The sequence below is a fragment of the Lacrimispora sp. genome, assembly GCF_032078915.1.
Lineage (GTDB): Bacteria > Bacillota > Clostridia > Lachnospirales > Lachnospiraceae > Lacrimispora.
The window spans coordinates 1-18,388 of sequence record NZ_DAMAUN010000023.1; the positions used below are offsets into that span (position 1 = coordinate 1).

Annotated in this window: 15 protein-coding genes; 13 read left to right on the plus strand and 2 right to left on the minus strand. The window is 46.6% G+C overall.

Features of this window, described 5'->3' with window-relative positions; all coding sequences use genetic code 11:
* Positions 1-1,037 (plus strand): [citrate (pro-3S)-lyase] ligase (citC, locus tag RT269_RS11210; protein WP_313182657.1); only part of this gene is annotated, 1,037 nt, incomplete at its 5' end.
* Here the strand turns inward: citC and RT269_RS11215 are convergent.
* A complete protein-coding gene (locus RT269_RS11215) occupies positions 1,034-1,720 on the minus strand; it encodes a response regulator transcription factor (RefSeq protein WP_313182659.1) in 687 nt (228 codons plus the stop codon). The genes citC and RT269_RS11215 overlap by 4 nt on opposite strands.
* A 97-nt stretch (positions 1,721-1,817) precedes the next feature.
* On the opposite strand from RT269_RS11215, the gene RT269_RS11220 reads away from it, so the two are divergent.
* Both RT269_RS11220 and RT269_RS11225 read left to right on the plus strand, forming a co-directional pair.
* Positions 1,818-3,995 (plus strand): ATP-binding protein, encoded by a 2,178-nt coding sequence (locus tag RT269_RS11220; protein WP_313182661.1) that lies wholly within the window; start codon positions 1,818-1,820, stop codon positions 3,993-3,995.
* A gap of 127 nt (positions 3,996-4,122) precedes the next feature.
* Positions 4,123-5,460, plus strand: coding sequence for a CitMHS family transporter (locus RT269_RS11225; RefSeq protein ID WP_313182662.1), 1,338 nt, complete (start codon positions 4,123-4,125; stop codon positions 5,458-5,460).
* Between the two features lie 88 nt (positions 5,461-5,548).
* Here the strand turns inward: RT269_RS11225 and RT269_RS11230 are convergent, their stop codons facing one another.
* Complete coding sequence (locus RT269_RS11230; protein ID WP_313182664.1) at positions 5,549-6,091, minus strand: beta-class carbonic anhydrase; 543 nt, start codon at positions 6,089-6,091, stop codon at positions 5,549-5,551.
* Positions 6,092-6,390: 299 nt separating this feature from the next.
* Here RT269_RS11230 and RT269_RS11235 point away from each other — a divergent pair, with 299 nt between their 5' ends.
* From RT269_RS11235 to RT269_RS11280, 10 genes are all read left to right on the plus strand, one after another.
* The gene (locus RT269_RS11235; protein WP_313182665.1) at positions 6,391-7,845 is read left to right on the plus strand and encodes an acyl-CoA carboxylase subunit beta; all 1,455 of its coding nucleotides are present in this window, start codon (positions 6,391-6,393) and stop codon (positions 7,843-7,845) included.
* Between the two features lie 17 nt (positions 7,846-7,862).
* Entirely contained in the window at positions 7,863-8,633 is a 771-nt protein-coding gene (locus tag RT269_RS11240; protein WP_313182667.1) for an OadG family transporter subunit, read from the plus strand.
* A 21-nt stretch (positions 8,634-8,654) separates the two neighbouring features.
* Positions 8,655-9,080, plus strand: coding sequence for a biotin/lipoyl-containing protein (locus tag RT269_RS11245; RefSeq protein WP_313182669.1), 426 nt, complete (start codon positions 8,655-8,657; stop codon positions 9,078-9,080).
* Positions 9,081-9,136: 56 nt separating this feature from the next.
* Positions 9,137-10,285 carry a sodium ion-translocating decarboxylase subunit beta gene (locus RT269_RS11250; protein WP_054789842.1) on the plus strand — a complete coding sequence of 383 codons (1,149 nt, stop codon included), beginning with the start codon at positions 9,137-9,139 and terminating at the stop codon, positions 10,283-10,285.
* Between the two features lie 67 nt (positions 10,286-10,352).
* Positions 10,353-11,765, plus strand: a complete 1,413-nt coding sequence (locus RT269_RS11255; protein ID WP_313182671.1) for an oxaloacetate decarboxylase subunit alpha — start codon at positions 10,353-10,355, stop codon at positions 11,763-11,765.
* Between the two features lie 200 nt (positions 11,766-11,965).
* Positions 11,966-14,287, plus strand: coding sequence for a dockerin type I domain-containing protein (locus RT269_RS11260; protein ID WP_313182673.1), 2,322 nt, complete (start codon positions 11,966-11,968; stop codon positions 14,285-14,287).
* A 24-nt stretch (positions 14,288-14,311) separates the two neighbouring features.
* Entirely contained in the window at positions 14,312-16,144 is a 1,833-nt protein-coding gene (locus RT269_RS11265) for a cadherin-like beta sandwich domain-containing protein (protein ID WP_313182675.1), read from the plus strand.
* Between the two features lie 217 nt (positions 16,145-16,361).
* Positions 16,362-16,748: a GntR family transcriptional regulator gene (locus RT269_RS11270; RefSeq protein ID WP_312442274.1), complete on the plus strand. Its 387-nt coding sequence runs from the start codon at positions 16,362-16,364 to the stop codon at positions 16,746-16,748.
* Positions 16,749-16,770: 22 nt separating this feature from the next.
* Positions 16,771-17,355 (plus strand): UvrB/UvrC motif-containing protein, encoded by a 585-nt coding sequence (locus tag RT269_RS11275; protein ID WP_313182676.1) that lies wholly within the window; start codon positions 16,771-16,773, stop codon positions 17,353-17,355.
* A complete protein-coding gene (locus RT269_RS11280) occupies positions 17,348-18,379 on the plus strand; it encodes an ATP--guanido phosphotransferase (protein ID WP_313182678.1) in 1,032 nt (343 codons plus the stop codon). Before RT269_RS11275 ends, RT269_RS11280 begins: the two co-directional genes overlap by 8 nt.
* The last annotated feature ends 9 nt before the right edge of the window (positions 18,380-18,388 follow it).

Below are 18,388 nucleotides of genomic sequence, written 5' to 3' on the forward strand. Positions count from 1 at the left end.
GTGAAGGAGAGGATTCTATGGAATTCGTAAAGCTGGAGGGAAGACCCTTAAAAGGAAAAGAGCTGGAGCTGTTAAAGGATTTTTTAAAACGGAATGATCTGGATTATGACCAGGGAATCGAATACAGCATATGCCTGCTTGATGAGAATTACCGGATCCAGGCCACCGGCTCGGCAGAACAGAATGTCTTAAAATGCATTGCGGTTGATAAAAGCGCACGAGGGTTTGGCTTATCCGGATCGATCATCTCAGACTTAACCCAGTATGAATTTGAAAAGGGCAGATCCCATATTCTTATATACACAAAGCCGGAAAACAGGGAGATGTTTGGAGACCTTGGATTTTATCCGGTTCTTATGACCGATGAGGTCCTTTTTATGGAAAACAGGAAAAACGGGTTTGAAGAGTTTATGAACCGTCTGATCTCAGAGTCTCCGAAGGAGGCTCTGAAACCGGATATGGTCATCGGTTCCATCGTTGCCAACTGCAATCCATTTACTTACGGCCACCGGTATCTGGTAGAACAGGCCCTTACCTGCTGTGACTATGTCCATGTACTGGTCCTTGCCGATAACAGAAGCAGTTTTGGGGCGGCTGAACGCTTTTTTATGGTACGGGAGGGACTAAGGGATCTGCCGCGGGCTATCGTTCATCAGGCGGCTGATTATGTCATATCCGCAGCAACCTTTCCAACCTATTTCATAAAGGAAAAGGTCCGGGGGGAAAGGGCCGGCTGCCAGCTGGATTTAGAGCTATTCGGCAAGCGCATCGCCCCGGCTCTTAAGATAACAACGCGTTTCGTGGGAACAGAACCCATATGCGCGGTAACCGGCCATTACAATGAGGAGATGAAAAAGATCCTTCCCCGGCATGGGATTTCTGTTATGGAAATCGAGAGGAAGCGTTCCGAAGGAGAGGCAATCAGTGCAACTGAAGTCCGGAAATGGTATGAAAAGGGAGATTTTGAAGGAATGAGGGACCTGGTGCCTGAAACCACATTGGAATACCTTAAAAAGAAAAAAAGGCCAGAGGCCTAAGGGATAAACCGGTATCCAAGACCTCTGACTGTTACGATATGGACCGGCTTTTGCCGGTTTTCTTCGATTTTACCACGCAGGCGGTTGATATACACCATGATGGCATTATCGTCTACGGCAACGCTGTTTCCCCACACATGATCGTAAATCATGTCTTTTGTAAATACCTGGCCGGGATGCTTTAAAAACAGGAGCATCAGACTGCTTTCCTTAGAAGAAAGAACAACCTCTTCTCCGTTTTTATAAAACCGCATGGTGGAAGTATTGTAAGTGAAAGATCCGCATTCCAGAACATTGGAGCTGTACAGCACCTGATTTTTGTTGCGGCGGATTAACGCCTTTACCTTGGCCCCCAGCACCAGGGGACGGAATGGCTTGGTTATGTAATCATCGGCGCCAACCGAAAGACCGTATAGGGAATCATAATCCTCGTTTCTTCCGCTTACAATCATAACCGGAGTCTGGATGCCCTGGCTGCGCAGACGTTTGATAACCTCAAAGCCCTCCATATCACCCAGCATTACATCCATAAGGATCATATCGTAAGTGTGGTTTTTCAGTTGATTCAGTGCGGTAAGTCCGCTGTCTGCAACGCTGGTTTCCAGATCGTTGCTGTGCATGACCTTCTCCAATAACTTACAAACCGCCGGATCGTCATCCACAATTAATACTTTATCAGACATAGCTTCCCCCTAAGTAAAATTTATGTAAAGTCTAAAATTATTATAATATTAACCCGGAGACAAGTCAATGAGGAACAGGCAAATAGAGGATGATTTCATGAGTAAAATAAAGGGAAATAAGAGATATGGGACGGTTTTCATGTTTTGTGCCATGGCCTCCGTACTGCTGATTTTCTGTTGTCTTGTATTCAGCATCTGGGATGAATATAAAGAAACGATTATAAATAATCAAAAGAAACAAATGCTTTTGACAACCCAGAGCATGGGAGAAAATTTAAAGATTTTTATTGAAGGATATCAGGCGGATTTAAACACCCTGTGCGACATAGAAAACGAGAACTATAAAAAGACAGGCAGGGAAGAATGGAGCATACTTCAGAGCTATGTGACGAAACACAGCCGGTTTGTTTTTGATGTTATTTTGGAGGATCAGGACGGAAGTTTATTAAAAAGTGTCAATGGATATGGGGTGACTGAAACCTATTCCGTTACAGAGATCAGCCAGGATGTGAGCTTTCGGCAGTGCAAACTGGATAATGGAGAAATGTATTTGATTTTAAAGAAAAGTCTTCCTGACGGCAGATCCCTTTCCGTTATCTTAAATGAAAAAAATTATTACAATTCCCTTGTTTCCAACATCCGCCTGGGAACCAATGGGTATGTGGTAATCAAGGACTCAAAAGGGATCATCCTCATTCACCCCCAGGAAAGCCAGTGGGGGATCAATGTGATTTCCGGCAGGCAGGAGATGTTTCCGGACAAGGATTTAACAAGCCTTCAGCAGATGATAAAAAACCAGAACAGAGGAGAGGCAGGGGTTTCCGAGTATTATTCCTACTGGTGGCTGGATCCGGGAGTTCCGGAGGTGAAAAAGGTCAGCGCTTATTCACCGGCTGTCATTGGAAACGGGTTTCTGGTAGTCAGTGCGGTGATTGACTACAATGATATTTATATCCCGGTTGCAGCCGGATTTTTCAAGCTGGGCCTTGTCTTTTTGGGAATTGTTTCCGTACTCCTTGGAATGGTGCTTTATATCGGGGACCTGCGGGTCCAGAAGAAAAAGGACACGGAAGAGATCGCCTATCTCTGGGAGTTGAATAAAATTTTAGAGGAAATGCATCAGAGTGAAGAAACCATCGCCCATCAGCAGCGGCTTCAGATTATGGGGACCATGACCGGCGGCATTGCCCATGAGTTTAACAACTTACTGACTCCGATCATGGGATATGCCGAATTGCTGATGTACGGACTTCCGGAGGGAGAGGAAAATTATGACAGTGCGTCAGAGATTTATGAAGCCTCCAGAAAGGCAAAAGAAATCATCCAGCAGATTTCATCCTTAAGCCGGAAAAATATGGAGACCGCTTATAAAAACATAAACGCCGCAAAGGTACTGGGCCGTGCCATAAAAATGGTAAGCTCCGTATGCCCCGCCCATGTGCATCTGAGGAAAGAAATTGTCTTGTCCGATGAATGTTTTTTGGGAAACGAAACCCAGATGAACCAGGTCATATTAAACATCTGTGTAAATGCAATCCATGCCATCGGTCACAGGGAAGGAACCATAACCATAAACGGAAGCAGGGTAAGTTGGGAAGAATTAAAACAATACAAGTTTACCTCAGTTTCAGAGGAGTGGAACTATTACCTGCGGATTGACATTGCTGACGACGGGGAAGGCATGAGCGAAGAGGTGTTAAAACAGATTTTTGATCCGTTTTTTACAACAAAGAAAAATGGGACAGGAACGGGCCTTGGCCTTTCTCTGGTGGAGCAGATCATCCATTCCCACAAAGGATATGTTTTTGCGGAAAGCAGACTGGGAGAAGGCAGTGTCTTTCATATTTTCCTTCCGGTGAATGAACAGAAAGAGCAGGAAGGGCAGCAGGAGACTGAGGAGGAAAGCGGGGACTCTTTAAGGCTTCTGGTCATCGACGATAATCCAAAGGTATTACGGCTTCTGGAAAAAAGCTTCAGCAGGCTCCATGTGCCTTTGACAACCTGCATGGATTTTGAAGAGGCAAGGAGAGTGCTAAAGGAACAGGAAACCGATGCCATTGTGACGGAGCATGAAATTGCCGGGAAAAGCGGTACGGATTTTTATATGTCCCTTCAGGGACAGTATCCGGATATTATCCGGATCATTATGACGGACCGGGTAACGAGAGAAATCCTGGAGGCAAAGAAGAGGAAAATCATCGATGAATACATCGATAAACCGGTTTCCGACTCCGCTATTTTAAAAGCAGTAAAGAACTGTAAGGAAAGAGTATAAAAGAAAAGCCTAATCTTAACATCTGTTAATTTTTCTCTTAAAGAAATGAAAGAGAGAAGGAGGAAGAGTGTAAGGTTAGGCTTTTATACTGTTCCTATAAATAAAAAGTAAAGAGGAGGAAGAAAACATGAATGAGACAATGCTTGCATTATTAGGATTTGCAACCATTATCATGATCATTGTTTTGCTGCTGAGGAATGTTACTGTTCCGGCGCTGGCATTTATCGGTGTATCAAGCGTTAGTGCGCTGATCCTGGTTTTGAGCGGAACCTTCACAGTCAGTGAAGTTGGGAAATTTATTTCCAAGGGGGTATCCGGGGTACACTCGACCGCTGCGCTGTTCATATTTTCCGTATTGTTTTTCGGAATCATGACAGATGCAGGAATGTTTGACCGCATCATTGATGCGCTTATGAAAAAAGTGGGGAACAATGTAGTAGGTGTGGCTTTTATGACCAGTATTATCGCCATAATCGGCCATTTGGATGGAGGCGGAGCTTCTACGTTCTTAATTACCATTCCGGCCATGCTGCCAGTCTATAAGAAATTGAAAATGCGTCCGACAACGCTGCTTTTAATATGCGTTACTTCTATGGGTGTTATGAACCTGCTTCCATGGGGCGGCCCGACCATGCGTGCTGCTTCCGTGCTGGAGGTAGAAGCCAATGTCCTTTGGATGAAGCTTTTGCCGATGCAGGCGGTTGGCATTGTAGTTGCTCTTTTTACTGCGTTTTTCTGGGGCGTTGTTGAAAAGAAGAGAGGGGCAGGAGCCAATAGCACTCTTGTGATCGATGATTACGAAGCCCTGGAAGAAAGCGCCTCTGCCTCCGATCTGGGAGAGCTGGCAAGACCAAAGCTGTTTGTTTTCAACGTGATCCTGACATTAGCAGTTATCATAGCTCTTGTTTTCATGCCGATGCCGTCTTATTTTATATTTATGATTGGATGTGTTGCAGCACTTTTAGTCAATTATCCTGGTGCGAAGCTTCAAAATAAGATCATTAAGTCCCACGCCGGTCCTGGCCTTATGATGGCATCTACCATTCTGGCAGCCGGTGTATTCCTTGGAGTATTGGAAGACAGTGAGATTATGAACTACATGGCTAACGCAATGGCTGCATTTATCCCTCAGTCCATGGGCCGTTTTCTGCCGCTTATCATCGGAGTACTGTCCGTGCCGCTGACCTTATTGTTCTGTACGGATTCCTATTTCTATGGCCTCCTTCCGGTTTTGATCGGTATAGGAAACAAATTTGGCGTAGATCCTGCCCAAACTGCCATCACCATGGTGGTCTGCCGAAACTGTGCAACCTTCATAAGCCCTGTTGTGCCGGCCACATTCCTGGGAATCGGCCTGGCGGGTGTGGAGATCAAAGATCATATTAAGACCTGCTTCCTGTGGGTATGGGGAGTGAGTATGGTATGTCTGGCAGCCGGCCTTATACTCGGTGTACTGACCTTTTAATAGATTCCTGATATAAAATCCTAAAATAAGGTTTAAATAGGAAAGACGCCGGAATTTGATTCCGGCATCTTTCTTTCCTATGTAAGGATCAGGAAACGTTATCCAGCCTGCCGCAGGTAATATCCATTACAAAGCCCTGGACCGCTACGTCGGATGGCATGAGAGGATGGCCTTTAATCAGGGAAACGGATTTTTGAACAGCGGTTTCCGTGTTCTCAAAGCCCTGAAACCAGGATTCAAAGTCCAGTCCCTCCTCTTTCAGCCGGAGTATGGTTTCCATGCCTATGCCTCTCTGGATCAGATGGGTGACGATGGTTTCCGGTGTTAGAACGGCTGCTCCGCAGTCGGTATGACCGATAACCATGATTTCTTCCACACCGAATTCCAGAACAGCGATCAGCAGGCTGCGGATTGTGCTGTCAAATGGATCTAAGATCAGGCCGCCTGCATTTTTTATTAACTTTACATCGCCGTTATGGATTCCAAGTGCGGCCGGCAGAAGCTCTACCAGCCGGGTATCCATGCAGGTCAGAATGGCGAGCTTTTTTCTGGGACATTTGTTCGAAGCAAAGGATTTGAAAGTACCGTTGTTTACAAAAACATCATTGTGCTTTAAAATTTCTTTAATCATAATCTGCCTCCTCTTTATCATATAGGCCAATAATAGAGGAGAAACCTTAATATTGGATAAAATACTGTCTTAAAGATTGTTTAGTTTGTTTTATCATGAACCTTTTGGTAGGTTCGCCTATATTGTGCTGTGTTTAAAGAAGAAAGTTTCAATATAATGTGAAAATACACGGCCTGGTACTTGAAATTTACCAAAATTAGTTATACAATTATAATTGGCAGAAATTGGTGTTATTGCATAGGATTTTGTTAAATGTTTAACAAATGACTGTAAAAAATTACAAAATGGAGGATTGCAATATGAGTAATTCAACAGAAACATCAGCATGCAACCGGATTCATACCTTGCTTGATGAGAACAGTTTTGTTGAAGTTGGCGGCTATGTTACCGCAAGGAACACAGACTTCAACATGACAGCAAAAGAAACTCCTGCTGACGGTGTTATTACTGGCTATGGTACCATTGAGGGATGCCTTGTTTATGTGTACAGCCAGGATGCATCGGTACTGGGCGGCTCCGTAGGGGAGATGCATGCAAGAAAGATCACAAAGCTCTACACCATGGCTATGAAGACCGGCGCGCCGGTGATTGGTCTGGTTGACTGTGCTGGATTAAGGCTTCAGGAAGCAACCGACTCTCTAAATGGATTTGGTGAGATTTATATGAGCCAGACTCTGGCATCCGGAGTAATCCCTCAGATAACAGCAATATTTGGGACTTGCGGCGGCGGCATGGCTGTTTCTGCAGCAATGTCTGACTTTACCTTTATGGAAACCAAGGGCGGCAGATTGTTTGTCAATTCCCCCAACGCCATTCAGGGAAATTATACTGAAAAATGCAACACTGCTTCCGCAGACTATCAAAGCCGCGAAACCGGTATGGTGGATTTCACGGGAGAGGCGGCTGACATTTTAAATAATATCAGAACTCTTATTTCCATTCTTCCTTCAAACAGTGAGGATGACATGTCTTATGATGAGTGCAATGACGATTTAAACCGTGTATGCTCCGACCTGGAGAATTATATTGGGGATACGGCGATTGCATTGACTCAGATTTCCGATAATCATTTCTTTATGGAGACCAGGAAGGAATATGCAGCTTCCATGGTAACCGGTTTTATCCGTTTAAATGGCATGACAGTGGGCTGTGTTGCAAACAGAACGGAATCCTATAATGAAAGCGGCGTTAAGACAGGGGAATATGATGCTCTTTTAAGCGGGCAGGGCTGTGAAAAGGCTGCAAGATTTATTCATTTCTGTGATGCATTCAGTATCCCGGTACTTACCCTGGTAAACGTAAAAGGGTATGAATCAACCAAATGCTCCGAGAAAAGGATTGCCAGGGCGGCTGCAGGTCTTACTTATGCCTTTGCCAATGCCACAGTCCCAAAGGTAACTGTTATTCTTGGGCAGGCCCTGGGAACCGCTTATCTGACCATGAACAGCAAGTCCATTGGAGCAGATATTGTTTATGCCTGGCCGTCGGCCTGCATCGGCATGATGGAACCGGTTGAAGCGGTAAAGATCATGTATGCAGATGAGATTGCAAAGGCAGAGGATGGAAAAGCACTGATCAGCGATCAGGCAGAAAGCTACAGGCAGCTTCAGTCCAGTGCTGTTTCTGCGGCTAAGAGAGGATATGTTGATGATATCATAGATGCCAGCGAAACAAGAGCACGGGTCATAGCGGCATTTGAGATGCTGTTCACAAAGAGAGAGGATCGTCCGGCAAAAAAACATGGCACGATTTAGAATGAGGTGACAGGTATATGAAACTGAATATGAAACGAGTAGCATTGGGACTTATTATGGCAGCCTGCCTCTTTTCATTATCTGCATGCAGCAAAGCCGATACCGCAGCCGAAGAAGTCGATGCCAGGATCCAGACACAGATGGAACAGCTTCCCGGTTCCTTCCTGGAGCTGTATACCGGTCTTGAGGACAGCCAGGTTCCTGAATTTAAGAAGAACATGCAGTCCCAGGATGAGTATGCAGCCCTGGCAGAAGGCGTGGATTCCTGGGAGAATATAAAGCATGAGCTTGGTTCCCTGGTATCCATCGGTGATACGGTGAAGGTAGAGGCCATTGATCATGGGTACAGTGCTACAATTAATGCAGTATTTGAAAAGAGAAATATGGAATTTTCCATTACAACGGATTCAAAACTAACGAAGATCACCAGTGTGGCATTTGTGCCGGAATATACATTGGGTGAACGGATGGAAAAAGCCGTGTTCAATACCCTGATGGGAATGGGAACAGTCTTTATTGTGCTGATTTTCATCAGCTGGCTTATCGGCTGCTTCCGGTATATCGGGAAGCTTGAAGATAAGATAAACGGGAAGGCACAGGAGCCTGCTCCCGAACCTATTCCCGAAGTTTCTGTCCCTGCGGCAGAAGAGGACGAAGAACTTGTGGATGACTTAGAGCTGGTAGCAGTGATCACTGCGGCAATTGCGGCATCTGAAGGGAGCTCGCCAAGCGGCCTGGTGGTCCGCTCGATCAGACGGGCGCCATCTGGTAAATGGAAAAAAGCTTAATCAATCAGGAGGATTAACATCATGAAAAACTATACAATTACAGTGAATGGGAATGTTTATGAAGTAACCGTAGAAGAAGGCTTTACCACAGGTGCGCTGGCAGCAGCTAACAAGGCAACTGTGCCTGCGCCTTCTGCACCAGCCGCACCAGTTCCCTCTGCACCGAAGGCAGCAGCACCGGCAGCGCCTGCACCAGCAGCTCCTGTGAAGGCGGCCAGCGCCGGTTCAGAAGGTGATCTTAAGGTGGCGGCTCCCATGCCAGGCAAGATCCTTGGAGTTAAGGTAAACCCGGGACAGGCAGTGAAACGGGGAGATGTGCTGGTTCTTCTTGAGGCTATGAAGATGGAGAACGAGATCGTAGCGCCTTCCGATGGAACCGTTGCCAGCGTTAATGTAGCGATCGGTGACTCAGTAGAAGCAGGAGCAACCTTGGCTACATTAAACTAGTACGGAAGAATCCGCTGTAAAGATAAACAGGGCGGATTCCATATGGAGGGATTAACATGGATTATATAAGTAATACATTTACAAATCTTCTTCAGCAGACCGCATTTTTTAACCTGACCGCAGGAAATATGATCATGATTCTTGTAGCCTTTATATTTTTATATCTGGCTATCAGAAAAGGTTTTGAACCCCTGCTACTGGTACCGATTTCCTTTGGTATGCTGTTAGTTAATATCTACCCGGATATTATGAAGGAGGCTGGACCAGATGGCTCCGGAGGCGGACTGCTGAATTATTTCTTTAAGCTGGATGAATGGGGAATCCTGCCACCCCTGATTTTCATGGGTGTAGGTGCCATGACGGATTTTGGACCTTTAATTGCCAATCCAAAGAGCTTTCTTTTAGGAGCGGCTGCTCAGTTCGGTATTTATACCGCTTATTTTCTGGCTATTTTTATGGGCTTTAACGATAAGGCAGCAGCTGCCATCTCAATCATCGGTGGAGCCGACGGACCGACTTCCATATTCCTTGCGGGAAAATTGGGAATGACCTCCCTTATGGGCCCCATTGCGGTTGCGGCTTATTCCTATATGGCGCTGGTACCCATTATCCAGCCGCCGATCATGAAGCTTCTGACCACGGAAAAAGAGAGAAAGATCCGGATGGAACAGCTTCGTCCCGTATCAAGGCTTGAGAGGATCTTATTTCCGATCATCGTAACAACGGTCGTATGCCTCATTCTTCCCACAACGGCTCCCCTGGTGGGCATGCTGATGTTAGGAAACTTATTTAAAGAATCCGGCGTGGTAAAGCAGTTAACAGAAACAGCAGGCAATGCCATGATGTATATCGTGGTCATCCTGTTAGGAACTTCCGTAGGTGCGACGACCAGCGCAGAAGCATTCTTAAATATGAACACCATAAAGATCGTCATTTTAGGCCTGGTGGCCTTTGCGGTAGGAACAGCCGCCGGCGTGCTGTTTGGCAAGCTGATGTGCAAGGTTTCTGGCGGCAAGGTGAATCCCCTCATCGGTTCTGCAGGCGTATCCGCGGTTCCTATGTCAGCCCGTGTGTCCCAGAAGGTTGGTTCTGAGGCAGATCCTACCAATTTCCTGCTGATGCATGCCATGGGACCAAACGTGGCAGGCGTTATCGGTACTGCGGTTGCGGCTGGTACATTTATGGCAATATTCGGAGTTAGGTAACTTTTCCCTGGAAAGGCGTTAAGCCTTTCCGGTAATCAGAAGAATGAACAAACCTGGAGGTAAGACAATGGCAGAAATAGAGAAAAAGCCGGTTAAGATTGTAGAGACAGTCCTTCGTGACGCTCATCAGTCTTTGTTTGCTACAAGAATGACAACCGAGCAGATGCTTCCCATCATAGAGAAGATGGATCAGGTTGGCTATCATGCGGTAGAGTGCTGGGGCGGTGCAACCTTTGACGCTTGCCTGCGTTTCTTAAAGGAAGATCCCTGGATGAGGCTTAGAAAATTAAGGGATGGATTTAAGGATACAAAGCTGCAGATGCTGTTCCGGGGACAGAATATCCTGGGATACAACCATTATGCCGATGACGTGGTAGAGTATTTTGTCCAGAAATCACTGGCTAACGGCATTGATATCATCCGCATTTTTGACTGCTTCAATGATCTTCGCAACTTACAGACAGCAGTGAGTGCGTGCAATAAAGAAAAAGGCCATGCACAGGTAGCTTTAAGCTATACCCTTGGGGAATCCTATACCCTGGATTACTGGAAGGACATAGCAAAGAGGATAGAGGATATGGGTGCTGATTCCATCTGTATCAAGGACATGGCAGGACTTTTAACACCCTACAAGGCGGATGAGCTGGTACGGGCATTAAAAGGATCCACAAAGCTTCCGATTGACTTACACACCCACTATACTTCCGGCGTTGCTTCCATGACCTATCTAAAGGCAGTTGAAGCAGGCTGTGATATCATCGATACCGCAATGTCTCCCCTTGCTCTTGGAACCAGCCAGCCGGCGACTGAGGTCATGGTTGAGACCTTCCGCGGCACGCCCTATGACACGGGCTACGATCAGAACCTGCTGGCAGAAATCTGTGCATACTTCCAGCCGATCAGAGAGGAAGCATTAAAGAGCGGAGGTTTAAATCCAAAGGTATTGGGCGTAGACATTAAGACCCTTCAGTATCAGGTACCTGGCGGCATGCTTTCTAACCTGGTGAGCCAGTTAAAGGAAGCCGGTCAGGAAGACAAATACATGGAAGTGCTGCAGGAGATTCCAAAGGTACGAAAAGACTTTGGAGAACCGCCTCTTGTTACCCCATCCTCCCAGATCGTCGGTACCCAGGCCGTTTTAAATGTTATTAGCGGTGAACGTTATAAAATGGTAACGAAAGAGACAAAGAAAATTTTTATGGGCGAATTCGGACAGACGGTTAAACCATTTAATGAAGAAGTCCAGAAGAAGATCATCGGTGATGAGACGCCGATCACCTGCCGCCCGGCCGATTTGATTCCTCCCCAGCTTCCTCAGTTTGAGAAGGACTGTGCGCAGTGGAAACAGCAGGATGAAGACGTACTTTCCTATGCCCTGTTCCCAACGGTTGCCAAGGAATTCTTCCAGTACCGGGCCGCGCAGCAGACAGGCGTGGATTCGTCTCTGGCAGATAAAGAAAATAAGGCCTATCCGGTATAGCCTGGATTAAAAAGATCTCCCAAATCAGGGGGATCTTTTTTTATATAAGTATAAAGATTTTCTTACAAATATTTCCATTTGTCTGAACTTTACCTGATTCAGTTGACACATGGTATCATTTGTCATTATAATAAATAAATGTATAATTTACATGTAATTGGAAATTTATTAAATACAAGAGGACATATTGGGAGAAACAGATGAAAAAGTATAAAAAAGCTCGTAAGATGGCCGTCATTCTGGCCAGCGTCCTGGTGATGGACTCTTACATGGGAGCGGTTTCGCCATACATAAATGCTTATGCTTATACGGAAAAGGCAGCAACGGTCAATGCCACCACTTTAAACGTGAGAAGCGGTCCGGGCACGACCTATTCAGTTGTTACAAAATTAACAAATGGAGCATCGGTTACGGTGATTGATGAGAAGAACGCATCGGATGGAGCGCTCTGGTATCAGATCCGTGTGTCCAATTCCGGCGGCCAGACGGTTACCGGATATGTTTCCAAAAGCTATCTTAAGTTTCCTGCCTCTTATACCAATGATGCGGATTTTGAGTCCCGGCTTACGGCGGAAGGGTTTCCGGAAAGCTATAAGATTAAGCTTCGTGCGCTGCATGCCCAGTATCCCAAGTGGGTATTCCGCGCCCAGCATACAAACCTGGACTGGAACACGGCTATTAAGGAAGAAAGCCAGGCAGGAAAAACTCTGGTCCACACCAATAGCCTGTCATCCTGGAAGTCCACGGTAGATGGCGCATATAACTGGGATACCAGCACCTGGATCGGTTATGACGGAAGCTCCTGGGTCACCGCTTCGGAAGACATTGTAAGATATTATATGGATCCAAGAAATTTCCTTGATGAGACCAATGTATTCCAGTTTATGACCCATACATATGACAGCAATAAGCATACGGCAGATGGATTAAAGACCATGGTAAAGGGTACGTTTCTATCCGGCGAATCTTCCGGCGGAAGCAGTAACTCAGGAAATACGGACAGTTCTTCCGGTGGCGGCACGGTCATAGGGCCGGGAGCGGCCGCTGGGCCGGGAGCTGCTGCTAGCCCGGGGGCAGGATCGGAGTCCAATTCAGATTCAGGAAAAGCCAGCCTGGAAGGGCCGCAAGCTTCCATAACGCCTAAAAACCTTCCCATCGTCATGGAATACGGACCGGGAGCCAGCCTTACGGGGCCGTCCTCATCCGATACCAATACCAATACCAATACCACTGGAACGGTTTCAGGCAGCAGCGCCTATGTAAACATGATCATGAATGCGGCTGCCCAGTCAGGGGTGAACCCTTACGTCCTTGCAGCTATGATCATTCAGGAGCAGGGATCTTCAGGAACAGGCAAAAGCATTTCAGGAACAGAATCCGGTTACGAAGGATATTATAATTTTTTTAATATTGAAGCATATCAGTCAGGAACTATGACTGCGGTGCAAAGAGGCTTATGGTGGGCGTCTCAGTCCGGCAATTATGAAAGGCCATGGAATTCTCCTGAAAAATCAATTTTAGGCGGAGCTTTCTATTATGGTAATAACTATGTAAAAGTTGGGCAGGATACATTTTATCTGAAGAAGTTTAACGTGCAGGGGTCTAATTTATATAAACACCAGTATATGACCAATGTACAGGGAGCTGCATCAGAGGGTGCTGTTTATTCAAAAGCCTATAACAGTGATATGAAACAGACAGAGCTTGAATTTAAGATACCAATTTATAACAACATGCCTGATAACGCCTGCAGCCAGCCTACCGGCGACGGCAATCCAAACAATAAGCTGTCCGGTCTGAATGTGGAAGGATTTGTCATGACTCCCACCTTTAGCCGCGATACTCTTGCATATGATTTGATTGTGGATCCGGGAGTATCAAGCATCAATGTGAATGCAACCGCCCTCAGTTCTTTGGCATCTGTCAAAGGGACAGGCACAATCGCGCTTTCAAGCGGCAATAATGATATCAAGGTGACGATTACAGCTCAAAATGGAAGTGTCAGGGAATACGTCCTTCATGTGGTGCGCCAGAACAACGGCCCGACTTATTCCTCAGGCGCTGGCACCGGAACAGGCTCCGGCTCCGGCGGCAATGCTTCTTCCGGACCTGGCGGCAACATAGGTCCCGGAGTATCAAATCCTTCCGGTACGGATCATGCAGGAACACCGGGAGGGAGCAATGTGTCCATAGCTCCTGATGGTTCCACAGGCATTTCCGTCCAGACTTCCACGGGAGTCATAGCCCAGGGACCAGGAACTGAAATCAAAGTGACGGAAGCCGCCACAAGCAGTCCCCAGCAGACCCAGGCTCCGGCCGCCGGCCAGTCCTCCGCCTATGGAATAGGAGATATCAACGGGGATGGAAAAATAAACAGCCTGGATGTACTGAAGCTTCAGCGATACCTTTTGGGATTGGAAACCATACCGGAGAAGGGCAAGCTGGCAGCTGATTTAAATGGAGACGGCAAGGTGAATTCACAGGATCTTCTGCTTTTGCAGAAAAAAATCCTCGGACTTTAAAGTCCAACAGAAATAGGAGACAATATGAATAGGAAACTGAAAAAACTAACGGCCGGTCTGATTCTGGCCTGTGTGATTGCCATATCCTGTCCTGCCGGACGGCTGGTATCCTGGGCCGCAGATGCTAAGATCGCGTTTTCTGACCCATCGGTCATGGTGGGAAACGAAGTAACAGTAAGTATGAAAGTGACCAGTGACAGTGCCCTGGGTACGGCGGAAGTCATGCTGTCTTATGACCCGAATATATTGGAGTTTGTAAGCGGAACCAATGCAAATGGCGGCGCAGGAGCTATTAAGGTCCTGGGAACCATGGATTCTGCCAATCAGAAAACTTTTAGCTTTACCTTAAAGTTTAAGGCTTTGCAGGCAGGAAATACCCAGATCAACGTGACCTCCCAGGAAATCTATGATGTGGATTCCCAGACACTTTCTTTAAGCAAGCAGGGGAGTTCAACGGTCAAGGTCACATCTCCTGCCACATATTCAAAGGATGCAACGCTTAAATCATTAAAGATATCCCCAGGGACCCTGACTCCGGCGTTTTCTGCGTCTGTAGAAAGCTATACGGCAGAGGTTGATGCAAACACAGCGGATTTAGTAGTGAATGCGGTGGCAGCCAATGCAGGCGCCCATGTAGCACTTCAGGGAGAAAAGGGCTTAAAGCCCGGTGCAAACCAGGTAGTTATCAAGGTAACTGCAGAGGATGGGCAGACCGTTAAGAATTATACGATTCAGGTCAATAAAACAGAGGGAGAACAAACAGCCCCAACTACAGGCGGAAATACAGAAACCTCTGAGGCCGAATTCGGCGAAGCAGTGGTGACCATTAACGGAACCGATTACAGCATTGCTTCATCCTTTGATGAATCAACGCTTCCGGAAGGCTTTGAGTCTGAGACCTATTCCTATAAAGGAACAGAAGTCATGGCCGGAAAAGGACTGGAAAAAGACCTGCTTCTGCTTTATTTAAAGGATTCCGGAGGAAACGGCGGATTCTACATTTACAATGAAGGTTCAGATTCCTGGGCCCAGTTCGTACAGGTTGAGACCGTAGCAAAGGCCATTGTCATCATTCCTCTTGATAAGGATACGGTTGTGCCGGAAGGCTTCCGTGAACGGCAGGCCGATATCGACGGCGCGCGAGTGACCGGCTGGGTGGAAAACTCAGAGGCTGAGCCACAATATTGCCTTTTCTATGCAATGAACTGGAACGGAGAGAAACATTTCTACCGTTATGATATTTCTGAAAAGACCATTCAAAGATACTATGCTTCCGGAGTTTCCAATAGTAAGTATGTGGAAATGGCCAACACATATGATCAGCTGGCTAAGGATTACTACAGGCAGCTCTACCTTCTCATTGGAGTGAGCGTTGTAGCCCTTGGATTGCTTGTTACTGTGATCGTCCTTGCAAGAAAAGGAAACGGATCCGGCTGGGGCCGGCCAGGCAGCGGCAGATCTGGAAAAGGAAAAGAACAAGAACCGGAAGATAACCGGCTGTGGGCAGAGCCGGAGGAAGAAATTCCCACAAGCAAGATCAAACGATACAGCAGGGAAGAGTTTGACAGACAAAGCTCCCAAGCCGAAATGGATCCGGAATACCAGGAAGAAACCTTGGACGAGCCTCTTTATGCAGATGATTCAGAACAGGAAGTCCAGGATGAGGATGATTTCATCGAAGAAACCAGCCTGGAAGACTTTGAACGGGATCTTAAATCTTCCGGTGCGGAGAATTCCGGGAAACCAAGGGAAAAAGGCGGTTCAAGGCCTGTCAATAAGGAGCCGGATGACGTTGCGGAAACGGAAGATCCAGAAAAGGATGAAGACGACTTTGAGTTTTTGGACTTAGATGATTAAAGTACTTTAAACAATTGGAATGACTATGACGAAAGCACCTGAATGAAGGTGCTTTCGTTATTGGTTTTGATCATAAGGAAGGAACCTGCGGATTGTTTCGGACAGAGCACAGGATGCGTTTAAAAAGGGGAATGATACCTGATAATATTTTGTGTTGAAAAAGGCGATGGATTGTGCTATTATGTGTATAACAGGTATAACGAAAGATGGTGAAAATATGTTTCTACAAATTGATTTTAACAGTGATGAAGCGATTTACATTCAGCTTCGGAACCAGATAATCATAGGAATCGCCACTGAAAGTATAAGAGAAGGTGACCCCCTGCCTTCCGTGCGCCAGATGGCCGACAACATAGGGATTAATATGCATACGGTAAATAAGGCGTACTCTGTTCTGAAACAGGAAGGGTTTGTCAAGCTGGACCGCCGTAAAGGGGCCGTAGTATCGCTGGACGTGGATAAGATCCAGGTCCTTGATGAAATGCGCAAAGATTTAGGCGTTGTGCTTGCCAGAGGAGTCTGTAAGAATGTATCATGTGAAGAGGTTCACCAGCTGGTTGATGAGATATTCCAGTCGTTTTTAAGGGGCCAGGGGGAAGAGTGATTCACTGGATTGGAGGTTCTTTATGTTATGTGAGAAATGTAAAATTCGCGAAGCAAATATACAATATACAGAAGTTGTAAATGGAACGAAAAAAGAGCACCATTTTTGTGCCCAGTGTGCGAAAGAGATGGATTTTGGCGTGTATGCAGCTATTTTTGACGGGGAATTTCCCTTAGGAAAGCTGCTTTCCGGCCTTTTGGGAATAGAAGATAAGGATCAGGAGCCAGATAAGCTCCATCAGATCCTGTGTCCGACCTGCGGGACCGGTTACGATGAATTTGTAAGAGACAGCAGATTTGGCTGTGCAGATTGCTACAGTGTATTCGGTCCCCTTATGGAGGACAGTTTAAAACAGCTTCATGGAAATCTTGTCCACACGGGAAAAACACCGGTTTATCAGAGGCGGGACAGTATGGATCCGGCCGGCCAGGGGAACGGCCGCTCTGCGGGGGCGCCATTAGACCCGGAAACCGCTGCCAATTACGAGGAAATCTTTCAATGGGATGCCAAATTAAAGGAAGCCCTGCGATTTGAGGATTATGAAACGGCAGCCGTATGCCGCGACAAGATAAGAGAGCTGAAGAAAGGAAATGAGACAGATGCTTAGATGGTTTGAACAGAAGGACACTGGTCGGCCTGGAGTGATAAGCAGCCGGATCCGCCTGGTAAGAAACTGGCAGGACTATCAGTTTCCTTCAAAGCTTAATGAAAAAGAAAGCGATGAGATGGTCCGCAGGCTGGAGTTCGGCTTAAAGGATTTAGGCAGGGAAGAAGGCAGGAATTTTGAGTTTGCCATGCTTTCAGACTTGGAAGAGCTGGACCGGGTGGCCCTTAAAGAGCGGAGAACCCTTAATTCCGCGGCTGTTTTAAGTAAAAAGCCTGCCGGTATTTTTATCTCAGAGAATGAAGACACCGGCATCGTGCTTAACTGCGATGATCACATCCGGATCCAGCTTCTCCAGACGGGCCTTCATCTGGAGGAGCTTTGGGAAAGGGCAGATAAGATTGATGATTACATTAATGAACGGTTTGCTTATGCATTTGATGATCGTTACGGTTATCTCACCTCGTTTCCCACGAATATGGGAACCGGTTTAAGGGCATCGGTGGTGGTTCATCTTCCCATGCTGTCACAGGGAAAAAAGTTCCAGGGGCTTATCAGCGATATGGGCCGCTTCGGAGCTTCTGTCCGGGGCGTCCATGGGGAAAGGGACGAGAATTTCGGTTCCCTTTATGAGATATCAAACCAGAAAACCCTGGGGCAGACAGAGCGGGAAATTATTGATACAGTTACAAAGGCCGCGATACAGCTGACCAATCAGGAGCTTTCAGTGAGGAAGCTTTCTCTCCAGAGGCACAGGGACGAGAGAGAGGATGAAGTATACAAATCCTACGGGGTATTAAAATACTCCAGACGGCTGACTTCCAGGGATGCTATGATTTTCCTATCACAGATCATGGCAGGGCTGGCAGACGGCCTGATCCATACGGAGGAAGACTTTTCCGTCTACCGCTTGATGCTTGGAATCCAGCCGGCGAATCTGCAGAAGCTTTCAGACCGCCCATTAAGCAAGGAAGAACTGGATGGAGCCAGGGCGGAATTTATCCGGAAAGAATTGCCGGAACTATGACAGGAGGAT

Coding starts and splice junctions, on each gene's coding strand:
- RT269_RS11215 (WP_313182659.1), bottom strand. CDS start 1,720: ATGTCTGATAAAGTATTAATTGTGGATGACGATCCGGCGGTTTGTAAG.
- RT269_RS11220 (WP_313182661.1), top strand. CDS start 1,818: ATGAGTAAAATAAAGGGAAATAAGAGATATGGGACGGTTTTCATGTTT.
- RT269_RS11225 (WP_313182662.1), top strand. CDS start 4,123: ATGAATGAGACAATGCTTGCATTATTAGGATTTGCAACCATTATCATG.
- RT269_RS11230 (WP_313182664.1), bottom strand. CDS start 6,091: ATGATTAAAGAAATTTTAAAGCACAATGATGTTTTTGTAAACAACGGT.
- RT269_RS11235 (WP_313182665.1), top strand. CDS start 6,391: ATGAGTAATTCAACAGAAACATCAGCATGCAACCGGATTCATACCTTG.
- RT269_RS11240 (WP_313182667.1), top strand. CDS start 7,863: ATGAAACTGAATATGAAACGAGTAGCATTGGGACTTATTATGGCAGCC.
- RT269_RS11245 (WP_313182669.1), top strand. CDS start 8,655: ATGAAAAACTATACAATTACAGTGAATGGGAATGTTTATGAAGTAACC.
- RT269_RS11250 (WP_054789842.1), top strand. CDS start 9,137: ATGGATTATATAAGTAATACATTTACAAATCTTCTTCAGCAGACCGCA.
- RT269_RS11255 (WP_313182671.1), top strand. CDS start 10,353: ATGGCAGAAATAGAGAAAAAGCCGGTTAAGATTGTAGAGACAGTCCTT.
- RT269_RS11260 (WP_313182673.1), top strand. CDS start 11,966: ATGAAAAAGTATAAAAAAGCTCGTAAGATGGCCGTCATTCTGGCCAGC.
- RT269_RS11265 (WP_313182675.1), top strand. CDS start 14,312: ATGAATAGGAAACTGAAAAAACTAACGGCCGGTCTGATTCTGGCCTGT.
- RT269_RS11270 (WP_312442274.1), top strand. CDS start 16,362: ATGTTTCTACAAATTGATTTTAACAGTGATGAAGCGATTTACATTCAG.
- RT269_RS11275 (WP_313182676.1), top strand. CDS start 16,771: ATGTTATGTGAGAAATGTAAAATTCGCGAAGCAAATATACAATATACA.
- RT269_RS11280 (WP_313182678.1), top strand. CDS start 17,348: ATGCTTAGATGGTTTGAACAGAAGGACACTGGTCGGCCTGGAGTGATA.